Source organism: Paenibacillus periandrae (assembly GCF_022458865.1).
Lineage (GTDB): Bacteria > Bacillota > Bacilli > Paenibacillales > NBRC-103111 > Paenibacillus_S > Paenibacillus_S periandrae.
Genome location: NZ_JAJNMU010000015.1, coordinates 219,990 through 242,136, shown reverse-complemented (window position 1 = coordinate 242,136; position 22,147 = coordinate 219,990). Strand labels below are relative to the sequence as shown.

At 47.6% G+C, this 22,147-nt stretch carries 21 protein-coding genes; 7 read left to right on the top strand and 14 right to left on the bottom strand.

Features of this window, described 5'->3' with window-relative positions; genetic code table 11:
- Positions 1-290: 290 nt before the first annotated feature.
- Positions 291-821, bottom strand: coding sequence for a TlpA family protein disulfide reductase (locus tag LRL21_RS25255; protein WP_240418539.1), 531 nt, complete (start codon positions 819-821; stop codon positions 291-293).
- A gap of 2 nt (positions 822-823) precedes the next feature.
- Entirely contained in the window at positions 824-1,894 is a 1,071-nt protein-coding gene (locus LRL21_RS25250) for a YVTN family beta-propeller repeat protein (RefSeq protein ID WP_240418538.1), read from the bottom strand.
- 133 nt (positions 1,895-2,027) lie between these two features.
- On the opposite strand from LRL21_RS25250, the gene LRL21_RS25245 reads away from it, so the two are divergent.
- The 4 genes from LRL21_RS25245 to LRL21_RS25230 all read left to right on the top strand — a co-directional run bounded on the left by LRL21_RS25245 (position 2,028) and on the right by LRL21_RS25230 (position 4,873).
- Positions 2,028-3,014 carry a sulfurtransferase gene (locus LRL21_RS25245; RefSeq protein WP_240418537.1) on the top strand — a complete coding sequence of 329 codons (987 nt, stop codon included), beginning with the start codon at positions 2,028-2,030 and terminating at the stop codon, positions 3,012-3,014.
- Positions 3,015-3,029: 15 nt separating this feature from the next.
- Positions 3,030-3,425, top strand: a complete 396-nt coding sequence (locus LRL21_RS25240; protein WP_240418536.1) for a rhodanese-like domain-containing protein — start codon at positions 3,030-3,032, stop codon at positions 3,423-3,425.
- A 5-nt stretch (positions 3,426-3,430) separates the two neighbouring features.
- Positions 3,431-3,685 carry a sulfurtransferase TusA family protein gene (locus LRL21_RS25235; protein WP_240418535.1) on the top strand — a complete coding sequence of 85 codons (255 nt, stop codon included), beginning with the start codon at positions 3,431-3,433 and terminating at the stop codon, positions 3,683-3,685.
- Between the two features lie 69 nt (positions 3,686-3,754).
- The gene (locus tag LRL21_RS25230; protein WP_240418534.1) at positions 3,755-4,873 is read left to right on the top strand and encodes a YeeE/YedE family protein; all 1,119 of its coding nucleotides are present in this window, start codon (positions 3,755-3,757) and stop codon (positions 4,871-4,873) included.
- A gap of 295 nt (positions 4,874-5,168) precedes the next feature.
- Here the strand turns inward: LRL21_RS25230 and LRL21_RS25225 are convergent, their stop codons facing one another.
- From LRL21_RS25225 to LRL21_RS25215, 3 genes are all read right to left on the bottom strand, one after another.
- Entirely contained in the window at positions 5,169-6,047 is an 879-nt protein-coding gene (locus LRL21_RS25225) for a hypothetical protein (RefSeq protein WP_240418533.1), read from the bottom strand.
- Between the two features lie 87 nt (positions 6,048-6,134).
- Complete coding sequence (locus LRL21_RS25220) at positions 6,135-7,535, bottom strand: sensor histidine kinase (RefSeq protein WP_240418532.1); 1,401 nt, start codon at positions 7,533-7,535, stop codon at positions 6,135-6,137.
- Between the two features lie 2 nt (positions 7,536-7,537).
- Positions 7,538-8,191 carry a response regulator transcription factor gene (locus tag LRL21_RS25215; RefSeq protein WP_240418531.1) on the bottom strand — a complete coding sequence of 218 codons (654 nt, stop codon included), beginning with the start codon at positions 8,189-8,191 and terminating at the stop codon, positions 7,538-7,540.
- A gap of 403 nt (positions 8,192-8,594) precedes the next feature.
- Here LRL21_RS25215 and LRL21_RS25210 point away from each other — a divergent pair, with 403 nt between their 5' ends.
- From LRL21_RS25210 to LRL21_RS25200, 3 genes are all read left to right on the top strand, one after another.
- A complete protein-coding gene (locus tag LRL21_RS25210) occupies positions 8,595-9,593 on the top strand; it encodes an ABC transporter substrate-binding protein (RefSeq protein ID WP_240418552.1) in 999 nt (332 codons plus the stop codon).
- Positions 9,590-11,653 (top strand): iron ABC transporter permease, encoded by a 2,064-nt coding sequence (locus LRL21_RS25205; protein WP_240418530.1) that lies wholly within the window; start codon positions 9,590-9,592, stop codon positions 11,651-11,653. The genes LRL21_RS25210 and LRL21_RS25205 overlap by 4 nt, the downstream gene beginning before the upstream one ends.
- Positions 11,654-12,024: 371 nt before the next feature.
- Positions 12,025-12,612 (top strand): YdcF family protein, encoded by a 588-nt coding sequence (locus LRL21_RS25200; RefSeq protein ID WP_240418529.1) that lies wholly within the window; start codon positions 12,025-12,027, stop codon positions 12,610-12,612.
- Positions 12,613-12,620: 8 nt separating this feature from the next.
- On the opposite strand, the gene LRL21_RS25195 is transcribed toward LRL21_RS25200, so the two are convergent.
- The 9 genes from LRL21_RS25195 to LRL21_RS25155 all read right to left on the bottom strand — a co-directional run bounded on the left by LRL21_RS25195 (position 12,621) and on the right by LRL21_RS25155 (position 22,064).
- Entirely contained in the window at positions 12,621-13,082 is a 462-nt protein-coding gene (locus LRL21_RS25195; RefSeq protein ID WP_240418528.1) for a DinB family protein, read from the bottom strand.
- Positions 13,083-13,127: 45 nt separating this feature from the next.
- Positions 13,128-14,369, bottom strand: a complete 1,242-nt coding sequence (locus LRL21_RS25190; protein WP_240418527.1) for an MFS transporter — start codon at positions 14,367-14,369, stop codon at positions 13,128-13,130.
- Between the two features lie 117 nt (positions 14,370-14,486).
- Positions 14,487-15,386: an AraC family transcriptional regulator gene (locus LRL21_RS25185; RefSeq protein WP_240418526.1), complete on the bottom strand. Its 900-nt coding sequence runs from the start codon at positions 15,384-15,386 to the stop codon at positions 14,487-14,489.
- Between the two features lie 163 nt (positions 15,387-15,549).
- A complete protein-coding gene (locus LRL21_RS25180; protein WP_240418525.1) occupies positions 15,550-16,443 on the bottom strand; it encodes a sugar phosphate isomerase/epimerase family protein in 894 nt (297 codons plus the stop codon).
- Between the two features lie 16 nt (positions 16,444-16,459).
- Positions 16,460-17,386 carry an NAD-dependent epimerase/dehydratase family protein gene (locus LRL21_RS25175; protein WP_240418524.1) on the bottom strand — a complete coding sequence of 309 codons (927 nt, stop codon included), beginning with the start codon at positions 17,384-17,386 and terminating at the stop codon, positions 16,460-16,462.
- Positions 17,387-17,390: 4 nt separating this feature from the next.
- Positions 17,391-18,311 carry a sugar phosphate isomerase/epimerase family protein gene (locus LRL21_RS25170; RefSeq protein WP_240418551.1) on the bottom strand — a complete coding sequence of 307 codons (921 nt, stop codon included), beginning with the start codon at positions 18,309-18,311 and terminating at the stop codon, positions 17,391-17,393.
- Positions 18,312-18,403: 92 nt separating this feature from the next.
- Positions 18,404-20,065, bottom strand: a complete 1,662-nt coding sequence (locus LRL21_RS25165) for an extracellular solute-binding protein (RefSeq protein ID WP_240418523.1) — start codon at positions 20,063-20,065, stop codon at positions 18,404-18,406.
- A 117-nt stretch (positions 20,066-20,182) separates the two neighbouring features.
- Positions 20,183-21,079: a carbohydrate ABC transporter permease gene (locus LRL21_RS25160; protein ID WP_240418522.1), complete on the bottom strand. Its 897-nt coding sequence runs from the start codon at positions 21,077-21,079 to the stop codon at positions 20,183-20,185.
- Positions 21,080-21,095: 16 nt separating this feature from the next.
- Complete coding sequence (locus tag LRL21_RS25155; protein ID WP_240418521.1) at positions 21,096-22,064, bottom strand: ABC transporter permease; 969 nt, start codon at positions 22,062-22,064, stop codon at positions 21,096-21,098.
- Positions 22,065-22,147: the final 83 nt, after the last annotated feature.

Genomic DNA, 22,147 nt, shown 5'->3' with positions numbered 1-22,147 from the left:
ATGTAAGGAAAAATCCCCGAAAAGACCAAAAAAAGAAGACATCTCCCTCAAAAAAAGCGGGGTAGATGTCTTCGTTCATTTTGATCTTACCGCCGAAGAAAAAAACAGTAAGTTCTTCAGTGGCCTTGAATGTATGCTGGGCTTTTTTTTTGGGAAATGAATGTGCTCTTGTTTCAATGGAATCCCATCCCGAGTGGACCATAGGCTCCGCATAAAGCAGACGCAACAAGCCCCGTAATAAGCCAACTGGATCGTTAGTTGCACTACGGGGCGGGCACTTGTACAATCATTTATTTACTGAGCTCAATAATTCTTTTTTCCAAATACTTCGGCTCTATGACATGGAGCACTTCCAGCACGGTTCCGTCCTTGTCAATCAGATAGTTCGTCGGAATCGCCTTATATTGGTAGGCATCCATGCTTCTTCCCTGGTAATCCAGCATTACCGGAAATTTAAAATCAAATTCCTTGACCATATCCCGGGCGTTAGCAATCTCATCCTGCACGGTGACATTCACTGCGTACACATCAAAGCGATCCTTATATTGGTTATACAAGCGTGCTAAATCGGGAGCCTCATCACGGCAGGGCGTGCACCAGGAGGCCCAGAAATTCAACAGCAAGGGCTTATCCCGCTTGCCCCCCACCTTATAGGTCTGTCCGTCAAAGGCAGGAAGCTCCAGCGCTGGAGCAGCCAGACCGGGCTGAGGGCCGACTCCCTCCGGCACAGCAGCCTTATTCTGCCTAGTTTGAACTGCCTGAAACACAGCAAATCCGGCCATAATCAGGATAACGCCCATAATGATCCAGTTACGCTTCATAACTAGCAGCTTCCCCCGATACCTGGCAGCGCTTTGAGCTGAATACCGTGCGGCTGCGCCCCGACTTTAATATGCTCCACAACCTCCTGCTTGACGGTATCGATAACGACAACCTCATCGGAGCCGCTCAGCGTCACATAAGCTTTGCTTTGCTGACGATTAAAGGAGATATGTCTGGCACCGGACAAGCCCGTTAACGATTTGATCACCTTGCCGCTTGCCAAATCCACAAAGCTGACCGCATTGCCTTCCATACTGGTTACAACAGCGGTTAAACCATCTTCCGTAACAACAACATCTGTCGCACCCGGGGCTATGCTAATTTTACTCAACTGCTTGCCGTCAGCAGTATTGTAAATCTCCAGCGTGTTATCGCCTGCGCTCGGAACGTACAGCTTTTTCCCGTCATCGCTGACCTTGATCGCACGCGGCACTTTGCCTGTAGGAATCGTCTGCTGCAGCTGCTTGGTTTTGACATTGACTACATATACTTTATGGTTTTCATGATCGCTCACATACAATTTGTCGCCGAAGAGCACGAGATAATTGGTTTTGGCACCTGCCCCCAAATCAATCGTTCCGGCCTCCTTGCCTTCCTTCGTATCGACCAAATAAATAAATTGATCGGCAACAGCTGCCACATACAGCATTTTATTGTCTGGCGACAGCACCATACCGTGCGGCATCGGTCCAACCGGAACTTCCTTGGTCACTTTCAGTGTCTGTGTATTAATGAAGGAAACTGTGCTGCTGTTCATATTCGCGGCATAGGCTTCACGCATAGTTGAAGAAAAAATAACGGTAGACGGAGCTTCTGCAAGCGGAATCTTGCCGACCACCTTACTCGATACGACATCAATCACCGACAGGTTGTTGGTTTTTTCACTGGGCACATAAAATTGGATACTCGTTAATTTGCCGGCAGAGGATTGCTCGATATTCACCGATTCACCACCAGCTGCGGGTTTGGTTTGCAGGCGCTGTGCGGCCTCCTCCTTCGTCTCCATCGCGCAGCCGCCTAATAAGACCGACATGGCAATCGCGATAATCATCATCTTTTTTGAGTGTATCATTGCAGGCTCTCCTCACAACTTGGGCAATTTATATATAAATAAATCATTGTATTTATATCGGAATTAGTGATATTATACAGGAAGAAAAGCTTTAAAATCAACAATTCATTTCATCATGGGGGGAAATTAAAGAATGAAAAAACCAGTCGTTATGATTACATTATTAGCTTTAGCCATTGTATCCGCAGCATGCGGAAGTAAAGATGCCGCCAAACCAGCAGCCAGCACACCAGCAACTACCGCGGCCGCGAAGCCTGAAGCTGCTGCAGCCTCTGCTTCCATCAAGGCAACAGACCCGTATCCGAACGCACAGCTGTTGGCTGATGTGAAATGGACTGAGGAGCATCTGAAGGATGCTAAAGTGAAAATACTAGACGCTCGTGCCAAAGGCTTTGAGCAAGGACATATTCCTGGTGCATTATCGCTGAATTCCGGTTTATTGAAAGATGCCGCGAATAACACCATTGTAGCTAAAGATAAATTTACTGAGCTGCTTCAAAATGTCGGTGTCAACAGCGACACCACTGTTCTTATTTATGACGAAGGCAATTCCTTGAATGCTGCACGTGTTTTTTACGCATTGGAGTATTACGGACACAAGGATCATGTTAAAATACTAAATGGTGGTTATGCTGCTTGGGCTGCAGCCTCCAAGGAAGTATCAACCGACACCCCTGCTGCACCTGCCAAGGGTAATTTTGCAGCCGCTCCTAATGATAAGCTAATTACTACAAAGGAGCAACTAAAAGCATTGGATATTCAACAATGCACGCTGCTTGATGTACGCTCTGCCAAGGAATTCTCCGGCGATGACCTGCGCGGCAACCAAAAAGGCGGTCATATCGATAAAGCTGTCAATCGGGAGTGGAGCGATGCTATCGATGCTAACGCCAAGGACGGCGTGCCTGTGTTTAAAAACTATCTGGATTTGACTAAAGCATTCGAGCAAACCGGTGTTGACAAGGATAAGAGCAAAACCGTTATTCCTTATTGCCAAACCAATATCCGTGGAGCACACACTTACTTTACGCTTCGTCTGCTCGGATATACGGATATTCGTCCTTATGAAGGTGCGTTTGCAGAGTGGGGCAATGCCGCTGATACAACTGTTGTAAAATAGAAAGGAGTCAACTCCATGGCACAAATTATTGAAGGTGTATCCCACATTAGCTCACAGGAGCTGCAGGATATTGTATCCGATCCAGACAGCTCTGTCATCATCATTGATGTTCGTGAGCCTGAGGAATACGAAGCAGGTCATATTGATGGACTTCCCTTAATTCCGATGGGTGAGATCGCGGACCTGATGGATCGTTTGGACCCGAGCAAGGAGTATATCTTCGTCTGCCGGAGCGGTCGCCGCAGCTATGAGGTCGCCAAGTTTTTTGGCAATAACGGCTTCGAACGGGTGCATAACCACTTGGGCGGCATGCTGAATTGGCAGCAGCAGGGACACGATATTGCGTTTGGGCCTGCCGAAGATATCATCGAGAACTTCAAACCTGAGCAATTGGAAAGGAAGCGTGGATAATGAGCTTGAACGAACAGCAACTACTTGAAATCAAACCGGATCATATTGTCGATGCTATCGGCGAAGTATGCCCTCATACCTTAAATCTGGCGCTGGCTGGCTTGAAAAAAGCCAAGTCTGGAGAAATTGTCGTTGAAATTACCGATCATTCAATTGCAACCAAAACCATTCCAGCAGCCGTGAAAATGAATAAATACGGAGAATTCCTCGGTGTCGCCAAAAAAGGCGGAAACTATCACATTTTTATCAAAAAAGCTTAAGCTGCACGATGAGCAAATCCTGATGCGGATTTGCTTCTTAATTTATTAAAGGTTAGGACGGTTTACATCATGGCTTATACTTGGGATGTCTTTTTAATGGCTGCTATCTTTGGATTTCTGTACGGGTTTCTGCTGCAAAAGGCGGACTTCTGCTTTGTGGCCTCGATTCGTGACTGGATCAGCGTCAAAGATACCCGAATCCTGAATGGCGTGCTTGTACTAATTGCAACAGCTTTACTTGGCTGGGGACTCGTGCTGACCCTTGATATCAAAAGTGTGTCCGACATCTGGACGGTACCGCTTGGCGGCGCTAACCTGCTCGGCGGCATTTTGTTCGGTATCGGTATGACAATTGCCGGCGGCTGCGGCTCCGGAACGCTGTACCGCTGCGGCATGGGCTATATCCAATTTTGGATCGTGCTGTTGTTTGCCATTGCCGGTAATCTGCTATTTGCACTCATTTATGATCCTTGGGCGCGCGATGCGCTTAAACCTCTTACTGTACTAGAAGGTGGATATACGCTGTTCTCATGGCCTTTGCCCTATTATTTACTTCCTGTAGTTATCGTTGCGGTTATGCTGGCTATAGCGATTTATCGCTTCGGGCTGAAAGGTTTTGTTGGCGGCATCAAGTCGTCCTTGACGGATTGGGAAGGAAGCCCTTTGAAGCAGTCCCACTGGGATATCCGGTTGGTTGCTTTCCTGATCGGGGTGGTAGCTACCATTCAGTTCGCATTGATGTCCAATGTCAGTATTACCGGGCCTGAAACGAGAATCGGAGCGGTTGCACTCGCGCAGCTGCTTGGAAATGATTTTGTATTTAACAATACGTACCTGAATGCGATGTTTGCCGATTTCCCTCGGGTTGGACTTGGTCCAGAAGAAACCCTGGTTATATTTCTGGTTATCGGCTCATTTGTCGCATCTCTTCTAAGCGGCAGCTTCAAATTCCGTATCCCGAGAGCGTCGAGGCTACCTTTTGCCATTGGTGGCGGTCTGTTGATGGGTGTTTCCTCACGGATTGCACCTGGCTGCAATATTGCCAACGTCATTACGGGAATTGGCGGGTTATCCTTGAGCAGTGTGATTGTCGTCATTGGCATGATCATCGGAATTGTCATCGTCGTCGCACTAGTGTTCAAAATGCCGCTGATGCTGTTCCAGCGTAGTGATGCTTTGGATGACTGACCACCTGCAGGTGAACAACCTAAAAACGTCTAACCTCTTATTACTCGGGGCTAGACGTTTTTTTCTGTTCCAACATCCATGTAGCCATAACCAATCTGCTTAAAAATGCTCCAATTTCAATGAACCTGGAACCTCGCTGCCGCCAAGCTTTTGACCTTCAAACAACATATTTCCGACTCTTTCAAGCGTTGAAATCGGTCTACATCTTTTGACAGGCAGGCGGCATGGAGGTCTCCTGTTAAATAAAGAAACGCCCCTTTCGGGAGCGTCTTGGCATTGTCATTATGAATTCCTGCTATTTTTTAATCATGATTGGTGCCCCCTTCTCTTGAACTTCCTTAATGACTTCATCTGTAAGGAACACATCTGTCGTTTGTGTCTTCTTTTCTTGTTCTAGCAGCTTTTGATAACGCTCCGTTTCTTGAAGCCAGTTATTATACTCCACGGAGAGCAATTCCTTGTTGTATCTGGAGAAGTTCAGTTGAGCTGCTTCACCCTTGTCCGATTTTACCTGGAGGGTAATATCCGAATTTTTCGCACCTGCTTCATTTTGCTGGAATCCTTGCGAAATGTACTCGACAAAGTTTACTTTACCAGCTACAAATTGATATTTTTCCGCTTCTGCTTTCGCTAGAGCTTGATATTCCTGATTGTCTTTAAGTAAATTTTTATCCATTTCTACCGGAAAGTCTGTCTTGTGGTAAATCCGCTTCGCTATCGAATAATGATCTCCTGTTACTGCATCCAGTGTAAAATCATACGACAGTGTATCGTTAACCTTGGCATGGACATTCCATATTGCGCGCGGCTGTGTTGTGCTGATTGGATTATAAGTCAATTCCAGCGTTTGTCCGTCAAGATCTACATCGAAGATCTGCCACCAATTTTGGCTGGCAAGCTCCGCCGCCTCTTTACCCTGCAAATCATTCGCGGTTGGCTGATCCTTGCCGACAACCTTTACCTTGTAATTCTTCTTCACATAATCTGCAGGTATGCTGCTGTTGACGGCACTCTTATAAGGTATACTATAGCTGGTAGGGACCACTTGCGTTTTACCGACTTCTGCCGCGCTTACCATTTGAGTAATACCGCCGAATACTAATGTAACAGCTGCGATTGCCGCTACAGATCCAAGGACGATTTTTTTCACTTCATTTCCTTTAACAATGCTCATTTGATTCCATCTCCTCTGGTTTTAAAGTATGTTATGATCACAGTTGTAAGTATATAAACGCCAAGTTATCAAACCATCACGAACTTGTTATGGAGATGTAAAAGTAAGTTTGGCTGTTGTGCCCAAGCCTTGCACTGATGCAAAGCTCAGCTCTGCCTCATGATGAACGGCAATCTGCTTGCAAAGCGTCAAGCCTAATCCTGCTCCACCATCTGAGCGACTGCGGGAGGAATCTACCCGATAGAACGCTTCTGTAATATGAACGAGGTGCTCCTCTGTCATCCCTCTGCCATTATCTTGAACAGAGATGACCTTATGCTCGTTCTCCATATCCGCGACCAGCTTGATGCTTCCATTCGAACCACATGCTTTCATGGCATTATCCATTAAATTGACGAGTAGTACATGCATCAGATCCGCATCGCACAACAACGTGTCGAAATGATACTCATAGGTGATCTGAATGTCTTGATCTGCCGCCTTCATGGACAAAGCTTGCTCAACTCCACCAACCAAGTCTCCCATGTGAACGTTGCTCAGCTCCATCTTATTTCCGCGCAGGGTTGCCATATCCAGCAAACGATAAGCGATATTCTGAAGCCTGCGGCTCTCAGACATAATATAGTGGGTGGCAACGAGCTTGTCCTCTTCTGTGCGGGCAACCTTCTGAATATATTCCGCATATCCGTAGATGGCGGTTAAAGGCGTTCTGAGCTCATGAGCCAAATTATCTATGAACTGCTGCTTCTGTTCCGCGGCTTCACCCAATTGCCGCATTTGACTTTGAATTTCTTCTGCCATATGGTTGAAGCTTACCGCCATCTCAGCAAGCTCGTCATGACCTTTCAACTCAATCCTGTCCTCATACTGTCCCTGCGCAATACTTCTCGAAGCAGACGAAATTTGCTGAAGCGGCTTGAACACGCGATTCAATACAAGTAATAAGCACACTGCCAGCAATCCACAGAATAGCATCCCGCTCGCAAACAACATAAACGTCATTTTGTTCCATGAAGAGTAAATATCTGATACATCATAATAATAGGCGAGCACATAAATATCGTATGGTACAGGCATAGCACCTGCTACTCTGATGTATTTCATTTCTGCAAGCTTTTCTGTCGAAACCAGACGATCGCTTGCCTTCGAAATAAGAGGTGCTGCCGGGAATTGATCGGACTGTATCATCGAATCCGTATACAGCTGTTGCCCTTCCCTGGAAAGGGTGAGAATCACTTTTTGTTTGCTATAAAAGTCAAAGTAAGAGCGGTAAAGGGATCGAATTCCTTCATCCATGGACGCCCCCCTATTTTCCAGGGCATTCAAATCCTTCGCATAGGACGAGACGATAAAATAATGTTCTCTAAGGCTGCGTTCCTTGGAGCTATCCAAATTATTCTTGAGCGTTACAGCCGAAGCTAATAAAATACCGCTGTAAAAAAATAATAGGAATAAAATAAACGTAAGCAAGAAGGTTCGCGACTTCATCCCTATACCTCCAGACGATATCCAATTTTATAGACCGTTTTAATTCTATCTTCCATATCCAGCTTTTTTCTTAGCTTTTGAATATGAACATCAACCGTCCTTGTATCCCCTGCATAATCATAGTCCCAAGCCAACTCCAACAACTTGTCCCGAGATAAAGCAATATTTCGATTGTTGACCAGCGCCTCAAGCAGATCGATTTCTTTGGGTGTACAGTCTACCGGATATCCGTTCAGAAATACTTGCCTGCTCTCAAAATCGATTTTCACCCCATCTACTTCAAACTCCTTGCTTCCCTTCTTGGTGCGTCTTAATACCGCATCTACCCGCGCCAGCAGCTCCAACATCTCGAATGGCTTGACCAGATAATCATCCGCGCCAAGGGTCAAGCCCTTCACCTTATCCGATAAGCTGCTTCGTGCCGTCAGGAAGATCGTAGGCGTCCCTCGTATGTGCTGAAAAACCTCATACCCGTTAAGCTCAGGGAGCATAACATCCAGCAATACGAGATCTATGTCATGTTCTTCAGAATCATGAATTCGAATGGCTTCCCTGCCATCAAAAACAGAAATACAAGTATGTCCAACCGATTGCAGACTCCTTCTGATTAACTCATTGATTGGAATTTCATCCTCAACAATTAGGATTGTTGCCAAATGGGATCACCTCTCCATTAGCTTATCATAGCGTTATAATAGAGTTGTAAAAACACGTTCTAAGGAGGCGATTATCTACCATCCGACTGCTTCGACGATGCATCAGCGAAGAAACAGCTGTACAAGTCGATGGCGGACGTACAAGAGAAGGACCAGTCATTCCAGACGGCTATAAATGCGCTGCTGCAGACACACCACGATGAGCACTCGCTTATACCCCTTTCTACCTAGACAAGTTGAGACATGCCCTAACAAAAAAGGTTAAATAATAGCTTTTTTTCTTGACAATTCCCCTGATAATCATTATCGTTTAAATGATCTTGATAATCATTATCATGATTGTTATGGTACGTTGTTGAACAACGTTCCTAATTCTCAATAAGGAGTTGTCATTGTGCAAAATATGTTCAAGTCAGTTTCAGCTATATTAAGTTTGACCCTCTTATTCCTGATCTCAGCATGCGGCTCTGCCCAAACTCCGGGAGAACCAGCTTCCGCTCCAGCCGCTCAACCCCCTGCCGCCTCAGCTGCCACCAAGACGATCAAGCATGCGATGGGTACTGCAGAAATTAAAGGTACACCGAAGCGTATCGTAACCCTGGAATGGGTTTATGCAGAGGATCTGCTGGCACTTGGTGTTCAGCCAACAGGCGTGGCCGACATTGCCGGATATAAAAGGAATTTCAGTATTCAGCCACAGCTGGCCGCCGAAACCGTAGATGTCGGAACACGACAAGAATCGAATCTGGAGGCTATTGCCGGTCTTAAGCCTGACCTTATCATTACCTCTGCCAACCGTGCCAAGCAAAATTACGAGCAGCTAAAAAAGATCGCTCCCACGATCGTATTTGACTCGTATCCGGCTGAAGGTGCGGGTGATCAATATACGGAGATGGAAACGACCTTCAAAACAATCGCCGACCTCACCGGTAAAACAAGTGAAGCCGACAAAGTATTAGGCGATTTGCAAAAAACGTATGCCGACTCCAAAGAAAAGCTGAAAGCAGCGAATAAGGAAGGTGCCGAGTTCGTATTAACCCAAGCCTACAGCAACCAGAATGCGGCACAGCTGCGGTTGTTCACTGACAATTCGATGGCTGTACAAATTTTGCAGCGGGCCGGTATGAAAAATGCATTCAAATCAAGTAAATTTGAAAGCTTCGGTTTTACGACTGGCTCGGTTGAACTGCTGCCTTCTGTACAAAACGCCAACTTTCTATACATTGTTCAGCCGGAAGATAATGTATTCGAGAAGCAGCTGAAGGACAACGCCGTGTGGAAGGGGCTCAACTTTGTAAAAGAAAACCGTTCTTACATGCTGCCTGGAACTACTTGGATATTTGGCGGTCCACTATCTGCTCAAGTATTCGTCCAGCTTGCGACCAAGGCCATTGCGAAATGACAACCCGTGAAATCGCCGCACCTCTGACATCGACAAACACGGTAGGCTGGAAGCCGGTCCTTGTATTCGGAGGCGGCTTTCTTGCGCTGATCGTGCTCCTGTTCGCCAGTCTGACCCAAGGTGAAGCCAGCGTCACGATGCACACGGTCATCGATGCGCTGCTGCATCCGCAGGATATCCCTTCCCACCACTTGGTACTCGGTCTTCGTATGCCCCGGGCCTGTATCGGAATGCTTGCAGGTGCCGCATTGGCTGTGGCCGGAGCTTTGCTGCAAACTGTAACACGCAATCCACTCGCTTCGGCCTCTACACTTGGACTTAATGCAGGCGCCTATTTCATTATCGTATTGGCTGCCGTTTTTTTTCCGGGCTTAAAAGCCAGTATGCCGCTGCTGCTCGCGCTCATTGGCGCTTGCGGCGCGGCTACTATGGCGTATCTGATGGGTGGAGGCCGCAGAAGCACACCGGTACGGATGGCACTCGCGGGACTGATTGTTTCCCTCGTGTTGTCCTCGTTCACCAGCGCGCTGCAGCTCATCTATGAGAACCAAACCTCTGGCCTGTTCGTCTGGGGGTCCGGCTCACTTGTACAGAATGACTGGGTCGGTGTCCGTTATGCTTGGCCATGGGTCACGCTTGGTATAGCTGGTGCTATATGGTTTGCCCGTCCACTCGACCTGCTGGAGCTGAATGAAGAAACATCGGCTTCACTCGGTCAAAGTGTCACCTTTACCCGGTTTGCTGCTTTAGGTCTTGCTGTTCTGCTGGCAGGTGTGACGGTCAGCGTAGTCGGACCGATTGGCTTTATCGGTTTGATGGCCCCACATCTTGTACGATTGATCGGGCTGCTCCGCCATCGTATGCTGCTGCCTGCAAGCGCCCTATGGGGCGCGGTCATACTGGTGGGCGCTGACACGTTAGCCCGCATGTTTCACAGCACGCTCGGCGAGCTTCCGGCAGGTGCGGTGACGGCATTGCTTGGCGGGCCATGGCTCATTTGGCTCGCTATTCGGGGTATTCGCGTACAGCGGTCGGCAGAAGGCTCTTCGTCTATGAGTGTCGGCAATCTGAATAGAAAGATTCCGTACAGTGTGCTTGTCCTGACCGTCAGTGTGGCACTCGTCCTGCTGATCACAGTCAGTGTGATGGCTGGCTCGATGAGGCTGTCTTTCTTGGAGGTGTGGTCGATCTGGAGCGGTAGGGGTACGGAGCTTGCCCGTAATATTGTTTTTAACCTGCGGCTGCCGCGTATCCTTGTTGCTGCGATGGCCGGTGCAGCGCTCGCTGTCGCCGGCGTGATGATGCAAGGCGCACTGCGCAATCCGCTGGCCGATTCGTCGATTGTCGGCGTTACCGCCGGTGCAGGCTGCGGCGCACTGCTGCTGCTGGTCGCCTGGCCGCAGGCTTCGGCAGCGTGGCTTCCTGTCGCTGCGTTGGCTGGAGCTTTTGCCGCAGCCGCAGCGGTATATGTGCTTGCCTGGAAAAAAGGATTGAATCCGGTTGTTGTCGTGCTTGTCGGTATCGCTATCTCCGCCATAGGCTCGGCCGTTATCCAATTCCTTGTCATTAAATCGGGGGTTACTGCCGCCGGAGCTATTGCCTGGTTGGCAGGAAGCACGTATGCCAAAGGCTGGGAGGATCTCATCGGACTCACAATTGCCAATGTTATCCTGCTGCCGCTCGCCTGGCTGCTGGGTCGCAGGGTCGATCTACTCGCATTTGGAGATCAGGTATCGTTGGGTCTTGGCCTTAAGCTGCAACGTACGCGACTGATCACAGCCGCGATCGGAGTGGCACTTGCCGCAGCTGCAGTAGCCAGTGTAGGGACTGTGGGCTTTATCGGATTGCTTGCCCCTCATGCCGTACGTTTGTTTACCGGTCAACATCATCGTCACTCTGTTATACTGGCCGCGATGGTCGGCGCCTTATTGCTCGTCGGAGCCGATATGATTGGCAAATTGGTTTTGGCTCCCAAGGAAATTCCATCTGGAATCATTGTAGCGCTATTGGGAACTCCGTATTTGCTAATACTCATGTACCGAAGTGCTGTAAGACGCTAATCATTAACCCTGTTAATCGTAGTGCTTGGCTCGGCTCTGTGCTTCAGCACAATTTCGTCTCTTCCGTTTTTGATTAACCAAACTTCAAAAAACCGCTGTTACGGCACTTGATTCAGTGACGTCCAAGCGGTTTTTACATTTTTTTCAACAAAAATACGGTATGAGTGGATAAACAGAAGCAATCTGGGTAATAAGAAGAGCTTCTGATCGAAGCCTATTCTATGAAGATACATCCGTGTTTTAAATGTAGCTTTTCTTGCGAGATAAGAATCGTTCAGCTTTGCTGAAAACATATACATTCTTATCTCTTAAAAAAATGGAGCCTCGGCATATCAAAGAAGCTTACTATATTTATAAAAGGAGGAACTGACATGCTTGTCTCGCAAATCCATACAGATCAACTGACCAAGGAACACATACATAAGCTGCTCTACGCTAATATGGACGATGACGGGAAACAGGGGGATTGTATCTTCGTATTCGGAAGCCGCAATGCCGTCACCTACCGGGTTCCCAAAGCCGTCGAGCTGTACAAGCAGGGACGCGCCAATAAAATCCTGTTCACAGGTGGCGTATTCGACACCCCTGAGGCCAAGACGATGAAAAGCAGCGCCATTCAGGCCGGTGTATTAGAAAAGGATATTATTATTGAAACCCGCTCCAAGCATACGAAGGAAAATGTACTGGCCGCGTTATTCGTGCTTGATCGGGCGATCGGACTCCATAAGATCAAAAGACTGCTTGTCGTCACGACCAATTATCATATGAGACGCTGCCTGCTCACGCTGCAAACCTATATGCCGGACTGGATCGAATACACCATATGCAGCGTAGATGATAAAGTGACCCGGGCTGACAATTGGTGGCTGCATGAAACGGGCACCAAACGGGTTCGACAGGAGATCAATAGCCTTGTCAAATATATTAGACAAGGCCAAATTCGTGATTTTGAATGTTAGTAGTCCTCTTACCCTTTCACCAGCACCTTGAGCATCGCCTGGATCATTCCTGCATGGTTGTTCTCATGAAGCAGATTGGTCAGTAGAATCTCTTCCACATTGTCAGCTTTGGCAAAGTTTTCTTTTACCGGAGCTTGCAATTTTCCTGCAAAAACTTCACGTATCCGAATTGGCTGCTGCTTCAATTGCTCAATGATCGCTTCCCACGTGGGCGGCTCCTCCGTCCAATCGGCAGGCTTCGTGCCACTACCAAAGAAGGCACGGTACTCCGCAGGAATGTGGACAGCTTCTCCCGAAAATCCAAAGACAAGGCCTTCCGTTATCGTTAGAATATGACCGATCTGCCATAAGATCGAATTGTTAAATCCCGTCGGGACCACATTACGCTGCTCTGCTGGACATTTATCCACCAGCTGCAGCAGGCGGTTACGGTATTTGTCCACCGCATCAAACATAAAAGTTTCTCTCATCAATTAGCCTCCCAAATTTTGCGCATATTTTACACATACACCTTATCATAGCTTTGAAATTTCGGAGGAGCAAGCAGGTCTAACGGAATTTTTCTTCATACGCTGAACAGCCCATACAACAGCACCGACTCCAACCATGCAGCCTCCTGCAATGCAAACCCCATTCCATTCCCCGATACTCCAGGCATAGCTGCCAAGCGCCGAGCCAATGGATCCACCAATAAAGGTACTAACCATAAATACCGTATTAATCCGGCTTCTGGCCTCTGGAACCAAAGCATAAATTCTCGCTTGATTGGAAATTTGGGAGCCTTGCACACCCAGATCAAGCAAAATCACACCCACGATCAAGCCCCATAGATGAGAGCCCACTGTCCAGAAGGAAAGGTAGGATAATAAGGCCAAACCAATAAAGATACCTACCATCCCCGTCGCACTGAACCGGTCGGTTAAACGGCCTGCGGCCGGAGCAGCAGCAGCTCCCAATACGCCCACCAATCCAAACAAGCCCGCGATCTCGCTGCCATAATGATAAGGGCTCCCCTCTACATAAAAAGCAAGTGCCGTCCAGAACACACTAAAGCCGCCAAACAATAAAGCCCCCAGTAATGAGGCTTCACGAAGGACAGGCTGTGTCCGGATCAGCTCGGCAATCGACTTCATTAGCTGCTTATAGGTGATAGCGACCTGCGGCTCGGCTTTGGGCAGCACCTTCCATAGCACAATCGCCAGAATTAACATAAGAGCCGCGGCAATCCCGTACATGGAACGCCAGCCCATAAAGCCGCCGATTACACCGGATACCGTCCTTGCCAATAAAATACCGATCAACAGTCCACTCATAACTGTGCCGATCACTTTGCCACGCTCTGCGGGAGGAGCCAAATGTGCAGCAAGCGGAATGATAATCTGTGTAGTGACAGCTGTGAAACCGACGGCCAGGCTGGCGATATTAATCCATAGGATCGTTTGAGAAGTTGCTACTCCGATAAGCGCAATCATCTCGGCAAGCAGTATCGTCACAATCAATCCGCGGCGCTCCTTCATATCTCCGAGCGGCACGAATATAAACATCCCCACTGCATAACCGATCTGCGTTAACATGGAAACGCTTCCGACTTCCCTCGCCGTTGCATGAAAGGTACGGCCTATGTCAGCAAGCAGCGGTTGATTATAATACAAATTAGCTACAGACAATCCGCAGGCCACAGCCATTAAAAGAATAAGTGCTTTTGTCATTATCGGCTTGCTGGATTGTTCCCTGGTTTCCATTGCTAGTTCACTCATAACCGTTATGCTCATCCCATTCATCGTTTACTTCGGCTATTAAACCTTTTATTAGTATACTACGCTTTCAGGTTCATTACCGCAATATAAACACGACGATTAAGTATCAGGATGTGCCTAATCCGTAATCGATTTTCTATAGCAGGCTGGTGAGGCTCCTGTCCAACGCTTGAACTGCCTGCTGAAATGAGCGAGCTCCCGGTATCCGATCAGCTCAGCGACATGATCAATGGAAAGCTCCTTCTGCATGAGCAGATGCTTGGCCTTTTGAAGCATTAAGGAGGATAAATATTGACGCGGAGAGATCTGATAACGTTTTTTAAAGATCCGGTTGCAATAAGCGGGACTGATGCCCAGCTCTGCCGCAATATCGTCGATGCCTATTCTGTCCTCATCGACAGGACCATGTATATGCGTATTTTTGACGAGTTTCTCGATCTTTTCGGCAATATGAAAAGCCAACTGCTCGTTCATTTTCGGATCAATTTGTCTTTCTTTCTCCTTAGTCAGCTCGTCGGCTAATGTCCCAAACAATTGAAACAGCTCGGAAAGCATGAACATACGGTCACTTACCTGCAAGGAAACGTTTTTTTTGGAAAACTCGATCAGGCGGTTCAGGTGGGGCAGCACTTTGCTGGTCATTGGCGAATCACAAGGATAATATGTTTGATTAGAGCCGTTAAGCACTGGAAGCAGTTGACCATCATCGATCTGAAAATGCAGACAAAAATAAGTAAATTCCTTTTCGTTGCCTGAGCGATTAAAGTGAACTTCACCCGGTTGAATCAACAGCAGATCACCAGCCTGTTGATTATAGGTATTACCATTTATTGTAAATTCCTGGCAACCTTCTATCAAGTAATTGATCTCATATTGAAAGTGCTCGTGCGATGGAAAAAACCACGTTCCTTTGACATGGCGTACATGCATGCTGAATAAATGCAGGTTGGTTTGAACATCCTTGGCGAAATATTCCTCCAATGTAAAATCACTCGTTTGCGGTCTTGCCGAATTCACCAAGCTGCTTCACCGCCTTATGGATTAATAGTACGGTTTGTTCACCTCAAATTGCGGTGAATACGTCCCGCTGCGCGACCGAAGTGTGGCCAAATATCCTTCCGATTATTCACGACTCCAAAGGTGAATATTTCACTTATACAGGATCATTTGGCCGCTTCGCTCAAGCTTTAAAGTTATTATAGCCTAGCTGCTGCAAATACTTTTTGCTTATTTGCACAGCGTCCAAAGAAGGATACATCGGACGACCCTTACGGGTCTGGCTCCACTGATTTCCGTCTAATTCTACATGAGCATAGCCCTTGTACCCGATCTCCTCCAAGTACTCGAGAATCCCCTTGATGTCCACCGTCCCTTCTCCAAGAGGGGTGTATCCCAGGAATCCGGTGGTATCGATTTCCCTGCCTTCGGCATCCTGCTCGACAGGCCCTCCGCTATAATCCTTTACGTGAACAATCCCGATCAGTTCATGGTAAGCTTTGACGATAGTCAACGGATCAGAGCCGCCCTTGGCTATTTGACCCAGATCAGGCGCAAAGCCGACAACACGTCCATCCACAGCATCCATCGTGCGGTGAATTTCCTCTTCGGTTTCTACAGGCGTGCCCGTGTGCGGATGAAAACAGCATAGCAATCCGTGATCCGTGATCCGCTCAGCCAGCTCATTGAGGGTTGAGATCACTTGTGGGATATGCTCTGTCAAAGAAAATTGCTGCCGATTCAGCATTTTACCTCCGATAATAACCGCAGGTCCGTTATATTTTGTATACAGCTTTACCCATTCCATCACCTTATTGATTTCAGCCTTGCGATGATCCGGATTTAATAAATCCAAATGGCAGTACAGGGACGTCAGTTGAAGCTGATTGCGCTCGAAAACCTCCAATAGATCTCGATTCGCTGCCTCCCACTCCTCCAACACCCAGCCAAACGTCTCTGTCCCCCAGTAACCGCAAGCTGCAATGGCTGGAACGGCCGTTGCAATATCTTCATTGGCCCAAGTAATAGCCGTGTGTCCAAATCGTATTTGCTTATCCATTATATCTATTTTGTCCATTCAACATCCATCCTCTCTATTCCCGACCCGATTGGTTGCGCCAAGAGAACTGCGGCTTGTAGCCGAGCTTGGTCCGAAGCTTATGGGCTGTAATGAGTCCTTCCGTCCCTTCCAAATCCGCTGCCATTTCGACCAGATCGGGCCACACCTTAGCGACTACATCCTTCGTATCCTCTACATGACGGCTGTCGGTCAATAAATGAAAAACCTCGAACATCTCCAGATGCTCAGCCTCAATAGCCAACGTAAAAGCTTGCGCTGCATCACGCGGATCGACATATTGATAGGTGGTACCTACAGGACCGCCAACATGGTTGGGCCGTGCTTCCAGCGTAATTCCATATTTGTAGTCATCCTTGCGAAACGGCCAATCAATCCCCTGCAGGCGAAAAGCGACCGCACGAATCCCATACGCTCTGCTATAGGCGCGCAATATTTCTTCACCGAACACCTTGGACAACGCGTACGAATCCTCAGGTCGATTCGGATGTTCCTCATCAATCGGCAAATAATCGACCTGGAAAGGAGTTCCGCTCAGTCTTCGTCCCATACCCAGAGCATAGTAGGATGAGGCAAACGCAACAGTCTTCACATGCTTGAATCGGCGTGCGGCGTCCATCAAGTAATACGTTCCCATTGTATTGACCTTCATGCACTCGTCCTCCGGCAGGTTTTGAATTCGCGACTGGCCCGGATGAAGCTCGGTATCATAAGGAATGGCAGCCAGATGAATGATCGCTTCCGCTTCGGATAAGGAAATCGCCCGCATGCAATCCTCAAGAGTTGTCAAATCGCCTTTGACAAACTGCACGCCCTTGGGATAATCAGCTGCATTCGGTGCAGCACAATCAAAGCCGGTTACCCGGTAATCCCGTTCCACTAAATACTCAATGACATACCGCGCCAGTCTACCGCTTCCACCTGTTACCAGAATATTCTTCATCTGCCTACCCTCTCCCTGTTTGATTTTGCAACTCTTTCAAATAAGCTACGCTTTGCGCATAAAATTCAGCTTCCTGTACACTGACATCTCGCTCCGGGTCCCACCTCATCCAGCCGGGCTCTATAATCAGATGCAAGCCTTCGGCACGAGGGCTGCGCTCAGCCAACAGCTGAACTGCTCTGGGCAAATCAACATGCCCTTCACCAAAGGCACAGCCGAATGCCGTAAACGGGATATGGCCTCTTATCGGACAATCGACCACAACCATGTCCTTCATGTGCGTAGTAAAGGCATAGGGTGTCAGTGCTTCAATATCTTCATTCGGATCGCAAAATACCGTAAACCCATTTGCTGTATCCAGCGCAGCGCCGACATGATTGGAGTCAATCTTATCGAGCAGCCGGGCCATTTCGCGACCGGTAAAATCACAATGATTTTCCACAGCCAGCAATATATCTGCATCCTTTGCGATGGCAGCTGCTTCCTGTAACGAGGGGAGCAAAGACTCAATATGATCGTGGATATGCACACTTCGATTGAAACGACTGCTAGCAATCTTCAACCGTCCATAACCCGTTCGAACGACAGGCATGTTCAGCAGCTTGGCAGTTTCAATAGCCTGCAGAAATTGGGCTTTAGCCTCATGATCAACGTTCACGCCAGCCAATTGAAATACGCCGGGAACAGATGTCTCCAGCTCAATTCCCAGTGTCTCTGACAGCTTTCCCACTGCCTTCAATAACTCTAGGTTTTTGGGAAGATGACGAGTTTGCAGCACCGTACATCCGAGCTCTGCTGATCTGCGCAGCAGCCACTCAGCGGAACATTCCGTTCCCACTTCCGTGGGAACGGGATAAAAGCCCCCCTGCATCCCGATTTTCATCGAACGTACTGCAGAGCTGATGGCTGTATCCGATGGTAGCACCAATAGGCTCATCCCCTTTTAAATGAACAACGGGGATAAGGAAACCTTTCCCCGCTGCCTATGATCCTTGATTTTCGATTCAGACGCTTTGCTTATTTCTTGCTTCCTTTCCATTTGGCATCGTATTCCTTTTGCATGATAGAGATGTATTCATCGTTGCCCATATTCTTCAGCTCGGCCTGGAACTTATCCCAGTCCTTCTCAATGTCCCGGTTGCCTACAATAAAATCCGCGATATCGGCTTCCAGCTTTTTAGAAATCTCCGTCTTTAATTCATTAAATCGGGTTGCCGTCTTCGGTTCAAAGAAGAACTTCGGCACTGAAACCTTGCCAGCCGTCTTGTCGTACAGCTTCGCTGCATTGAACAGCACCTTTTCCAGGTCGAATTTGCCGTCTGGGAGCACTTCCCTTGAATCCGATCCGAACGGAGGCCATGTGGAGTTCGCCCCTGACCAGTGCGCATTTTGCGGCTCCCCCCATAAATCCTTGCCTACAAGCTTGAATTTGGCCGGTTCTCCATTCGCCGCAAGCGTACCCTTCGGCACTTCCCAGTTCACACCCTCTACACCATAGCGGCTTCGCAAATAGGCTTCCTTGGAATACATAAAATCGACCAATTTCATCACAACATCCGCATTCTTGCCATTGGCTGGTATGGCGAATTGGTAGGAACCGACAACGCCAAACTCATTGAAATACGAGGTTTGGAACCCATTAGGTCCTTTTAACGGGGGCACAATCTCATAATTTAATCTGGTTGCATCATTAGCCGCAAAGGCATGAGGACCGCCACTCGGAACCGCAGCCACATTATTGCCGTTGTTCAACTCGACAATTTGCTTCAGCTGCGCCTCATCGTTAGTGAATGAGGTCTGATCGATCAAGCCCTCCTTGGAGAGCTTGTTCAGATAGCGAATGCCATCCCTCCACGCAGGTGTCGTATACGCAGCAATAACCTTATCATCCTTCACATACAGACCATTGGCGTCCTGGTAGGTGAACGCGTTCATAATAAATTGATCGGCCTTGGCGAACCAGCTCGTTTTTGCACCGACAATTCCGATTTCATCTTTTTTGCCATTGCCATTCGGGTCCTTTTCCTTGGCAGCCTTCAAATATTGGTACAGCTCCTCCGTCGTTGTCGGCACGGACATATTCAGGCTTTTCAGAAACGATTTATTAACCCAGAACCGCATGGCGCGGTCACAGTTATAGCATATGCCCGCCTGAGGGAGTCCATAAATATGACCATCAGGTGCTGAGGTAGCCTGTTTGATATTAGGGTATTCGGCATACATTTTTTTAATATTGGAGCCATGCTTGTCGATCAGATCCTCCATTTTCCGAATAATGCCTTGTGATCCATAGGTGGCAAGCGAAGAATTGTCCAGAGAAAAGTTGCCCATGATCAGATCACCGAGATCACCACCCGACGAAAGCTCCAGATTCAGCTTTGTTTTGGCATCAGCCGCTGGGTAAAAATTCCATTTGATATGAACGTTGGTCTGATCCTCCAGCCATGTAGTCAGCTCATTTTTGCCATATTCCCAGGATAAGACGTATGGGCTTGAGGGGACGGTTATCGTGACCGTGACCTTTTCCTTGGAAATAGGCAGTACCCCTTCAGCCGATAAGTTGGTGTCCGTCGATTCTTTCTTTGCCGTATCCGCCGGTTTCTCTGTGCTGCATGCGCTTAACACGATTGCCATACACAGAAAGACTACGACCATACGGTTATACAACCTTCCTCGCATAAACATTCTCCCTTCGATTTTTGTTCCTTCGTACCCCTCTATCTATCTTTATACAATCAAATCGGCCTTTTACCTGAATCTCTCTGAGGACCACTTCAAGGGCCGATGTACAACCGTTTATCCTTTGATCGATCCAATCATGACGCCTTTGACAAAATGCTTTTGCACGAACGGATACACAAGCCACACAGGTAAGCTGGCTACAATGATAATCGAATATTTGAGCAGATCGGCCAGCCCTTGCTTTTTGGTCATTGATTCCGGATCTGTAATTGAAGTGGGATCCACCTCATTTTGAATCAGAATATCCCGCAGAATGATTTGTAACGGAAAAAGCTCCTTGCTCTTCAAGTAAATAAACGCGTTAAAGTAAGCATTCCAATGGGACACTCCATAAAAGAGCACCAGCACCGCGATAATTGCTTTGGACAAAGGCAGCACGATGCTCCACAAAAATCTCAGGTGCGAGCACCCGTCCATGGAAGCGGCTTCGAAAAGCTCATGGCTGATCGTCGATTGAAAAAAAGTCCGGGCAATAATCATATTCCAGACAGCAAGTGCACCCGGAATGATCAGGGCCCATCTCGTATCAATCATCCCCAGCTGTTTAATCAACAGGTAGTTCGGAATCAAGCCGCCTTGAAAGATCATCGTAAAAGCGAATGCATACATAATGAGGTTGCGGCCAATCATCGTCCTTCGGGATAAAGGATAGGCAGCCATGATCGTGAGGACTACATTGATGGTGGTACCCACAACTGTATACAATATCGTGTTTGCATAAGAAGGGAGTATTCTTGGGTCCTTCAGTATTGCCGTATAGCCTTCAAAGGAGAAATTGACAGGCCATAAAAACACTTTGCCTGACACGACAGCCAGTCTATCACTGAAGGAAGCGCTGAAAATATATATGAGCGGATACAGCACAACCAGCAGCGCAAGCAACAGGATGAAGTCGTTCAGCATATAAAATATTTTGTCCGCATTCGTTAACCCTACTCGATTGGATTTCATTGTGCAGCCTCCTTGGTTACCACAAGCTGGTTTGTCCTACTTTTTTGGCAATCTGGTTGACGGTTAAAATGATGATCATATTCACGACCGAGTTAAATAGGCCGATAGCTGTCGCATAAGAATAATTAGGGGCACTGGAAGCTAGACTGACTGAATATACATAAGTGGAAATAACCTCTGAGGAAGAAATGTTCAATGGATTTTGCATTAAATAAATTTTTTCAAAGCCGATGCCCATAATCGATCCGGCATGCAGGATCAAAAGCGTCACGATCGTCGGCAAAATACCAGGAATATCCACATGCCGGATTCGCTGCAGCCGGGTGGCTCCATCAATAGTGGCAGCCTCATGGATTTCTGGACTGATTCCCGATAACGCCGCCAAATAAATGATCGTCCCCCAGCCCGTCGTTTGCCAGATGCCTGACCACACATAAATCGATTTGAACCAATTCGGGTCACCCATGAAATTGATCGCGTCCATGCCGAATAAGCCAATGCCCGTGTTCACGATCCCTACTCTCGGATTTAAGAACTGCAGGACCATACCAACCATTACGACTGTAGATATAAAGAAGGGCATATAGGTGACAAACTGTACGGTTTGCTTGAATTTGGTTCGGAGCGTTGCATTGAGCGCAAGCGCCAGTATAATTGGAAGCGGAAATCCGGCAAGCAGCTCATAAAAGCTAATAATTAACGTATTCCCGATAATTTTGGTGAATTGGTAGGAATAAAAGAACTTTTCGAAATATTCAAATCCAGCCCAAGGACTTCCCCATATACCATCCATAATCCTGAAATTTTTGAAGGCCAGCTGAAGACCAAACATCGGCACATAGTGGAAAAGAATTAACCAGGCAACCGGTAAAAGAATGATGACGTACAATTGATAATCATGACGCATTTGTCTGAGCCTTATCCTATAATCTCTTCGGGCTGTGGACATGGCTCTGACTGCAGGCTTCACGGTTGTAGATTGCATAATAATTAACCACTCCTTAACAGGACATTTAATATTAAAGCGTTTACATTGTTGAATACTAAGTCCAACCGTCCTAATTAATT

What these genes read in the sequence shown, in the direction of transcription:
- LRL21_RS25245 (WP_240418537.1), top strand. Translation starts at nt 2,028, where the DNA reads ATGAAAAAACCAGTCGTTATGATTACATTATTAGCTTTAGCCATTGTA.
- LRL21_RS25250 (WP_240418538.1), bottom strand. Translation starts at nt 1,894, where the DNA reads ATGATACACTCAAAAAAGATGATGATTATCGCGATTGCCATGTCGGTC.
- LRL21_RS25195 (WP_240418528.1), bottom strand. Translation starts at nt 13,082, where the DNA reads ATGAGAGAAACTTTTATGTTTGATGCGGTGGACAAATACCGTAACCGC.
- LRL21_RS25225 (WP_240418533.1), bottom strand. Translation starts at nt 6,047, where the DNA reads ATGAGCATTGTTAAAGGAAATGAAGTGAAAAAAATCGTCCTTGGATCT.
- LRL21_RS25240 (WP_240418536.1), top strand. Translation starts at nt 3,030, where the DNA reads ATGGCACAAATTATTGAAGGTGTATCCCACATTAGCTCACAGGAGCTG.
- LRL21_RS25180 (WP_240418525.1), bottom strand. Translation starts at nt 16,443, where the DNA reads ATGGACAAAATAGATATAATGGATAAGCAAATACGATTTGGACACACG.
- LRL21_RS25175 (WP_240418524.1), bottom strand. Translation starts at nt 17,386, where the DNA reads ATGAAGAATATTCTGGTAACAGGTGGAAGCGGTAGACTGGCGCGGTAT.
- LRL21_RS25160 (WP_240418522.1), bottom strand. Translation starts at nt 21,079, where the DNA reads ATGAAATCCAATCGAGTAGGGTTAACGAATGCGGACAAAATATTTTAT.
- LRL21_RS25200 (WP_240418529.1), top strand. Translation starts at nt 12,025, where the DNA reads ATGCTTGTCTCGCAAATCCATACAGATCAACTGACCAAGGAACACATA.
- LRL21_RS25230 (WP_240418534.1), top strand. Translation starts at nt 3,755, where the DNA reads ATGGCTTATACTTGGGATGTCTTTTTAATGGCTGCTATCTTTGGATTT.
- LRL21_RS25165 (WP_240418523.1), bottom strand. Translation starts at nt 20,065, where the DNA reads ATGCGAGGAAGGTTGTATAACCGTATGGTCGTAGTCTTTCTGTGTATG.
- LRL21_RS25220 (WP_240418532.1), bottom strand. Translation starts at nt 7,535, where the DNA reads ATGAAGTCGCGAACCTTCTTGCTTACGTTTATTTTATTCCTATTATTT.
- LRL21_RS25205 (WP_240418530.1), top strand. Translation starts at nt 9,590, where the DNA reads ATGACAACCCGTGAAATCGCCGCACCTCTGACATCGACAAACACGGTA.
- LRL21_RS25210 (WP_240418552.1), top strand. Translation starts at nt 8,595, where the DNA reads ATGTTCAAGTCAGTTTCAGCTATATTAAGTTTGACCCTCTTATTCCTG.
- LRL21_RS25255 (WP_240418539.1), bottom strand. Translation starts at nt 821, where the DNA reads ATGAAGCGTAACTGGATCATTATGGGCGTTATCCTGATTATGGCCGGA.
- LRL21_RS25155 (WP_240418521.1), bottom strand. Translation starts at nt 22,064, where the DNA reads ATGCAATCTACAACCGTGAAGCCTGCAGTCAGAGCCATGTCCACAGCC.
- LRL21_RS25190 (WP_240418527.1), bottom strand. Translation starts at nt 14,369, where the DNA reads ATGAGTGAACTAGCAATGGAAACCAGGGAACAATCCAGCAAGCCGATA.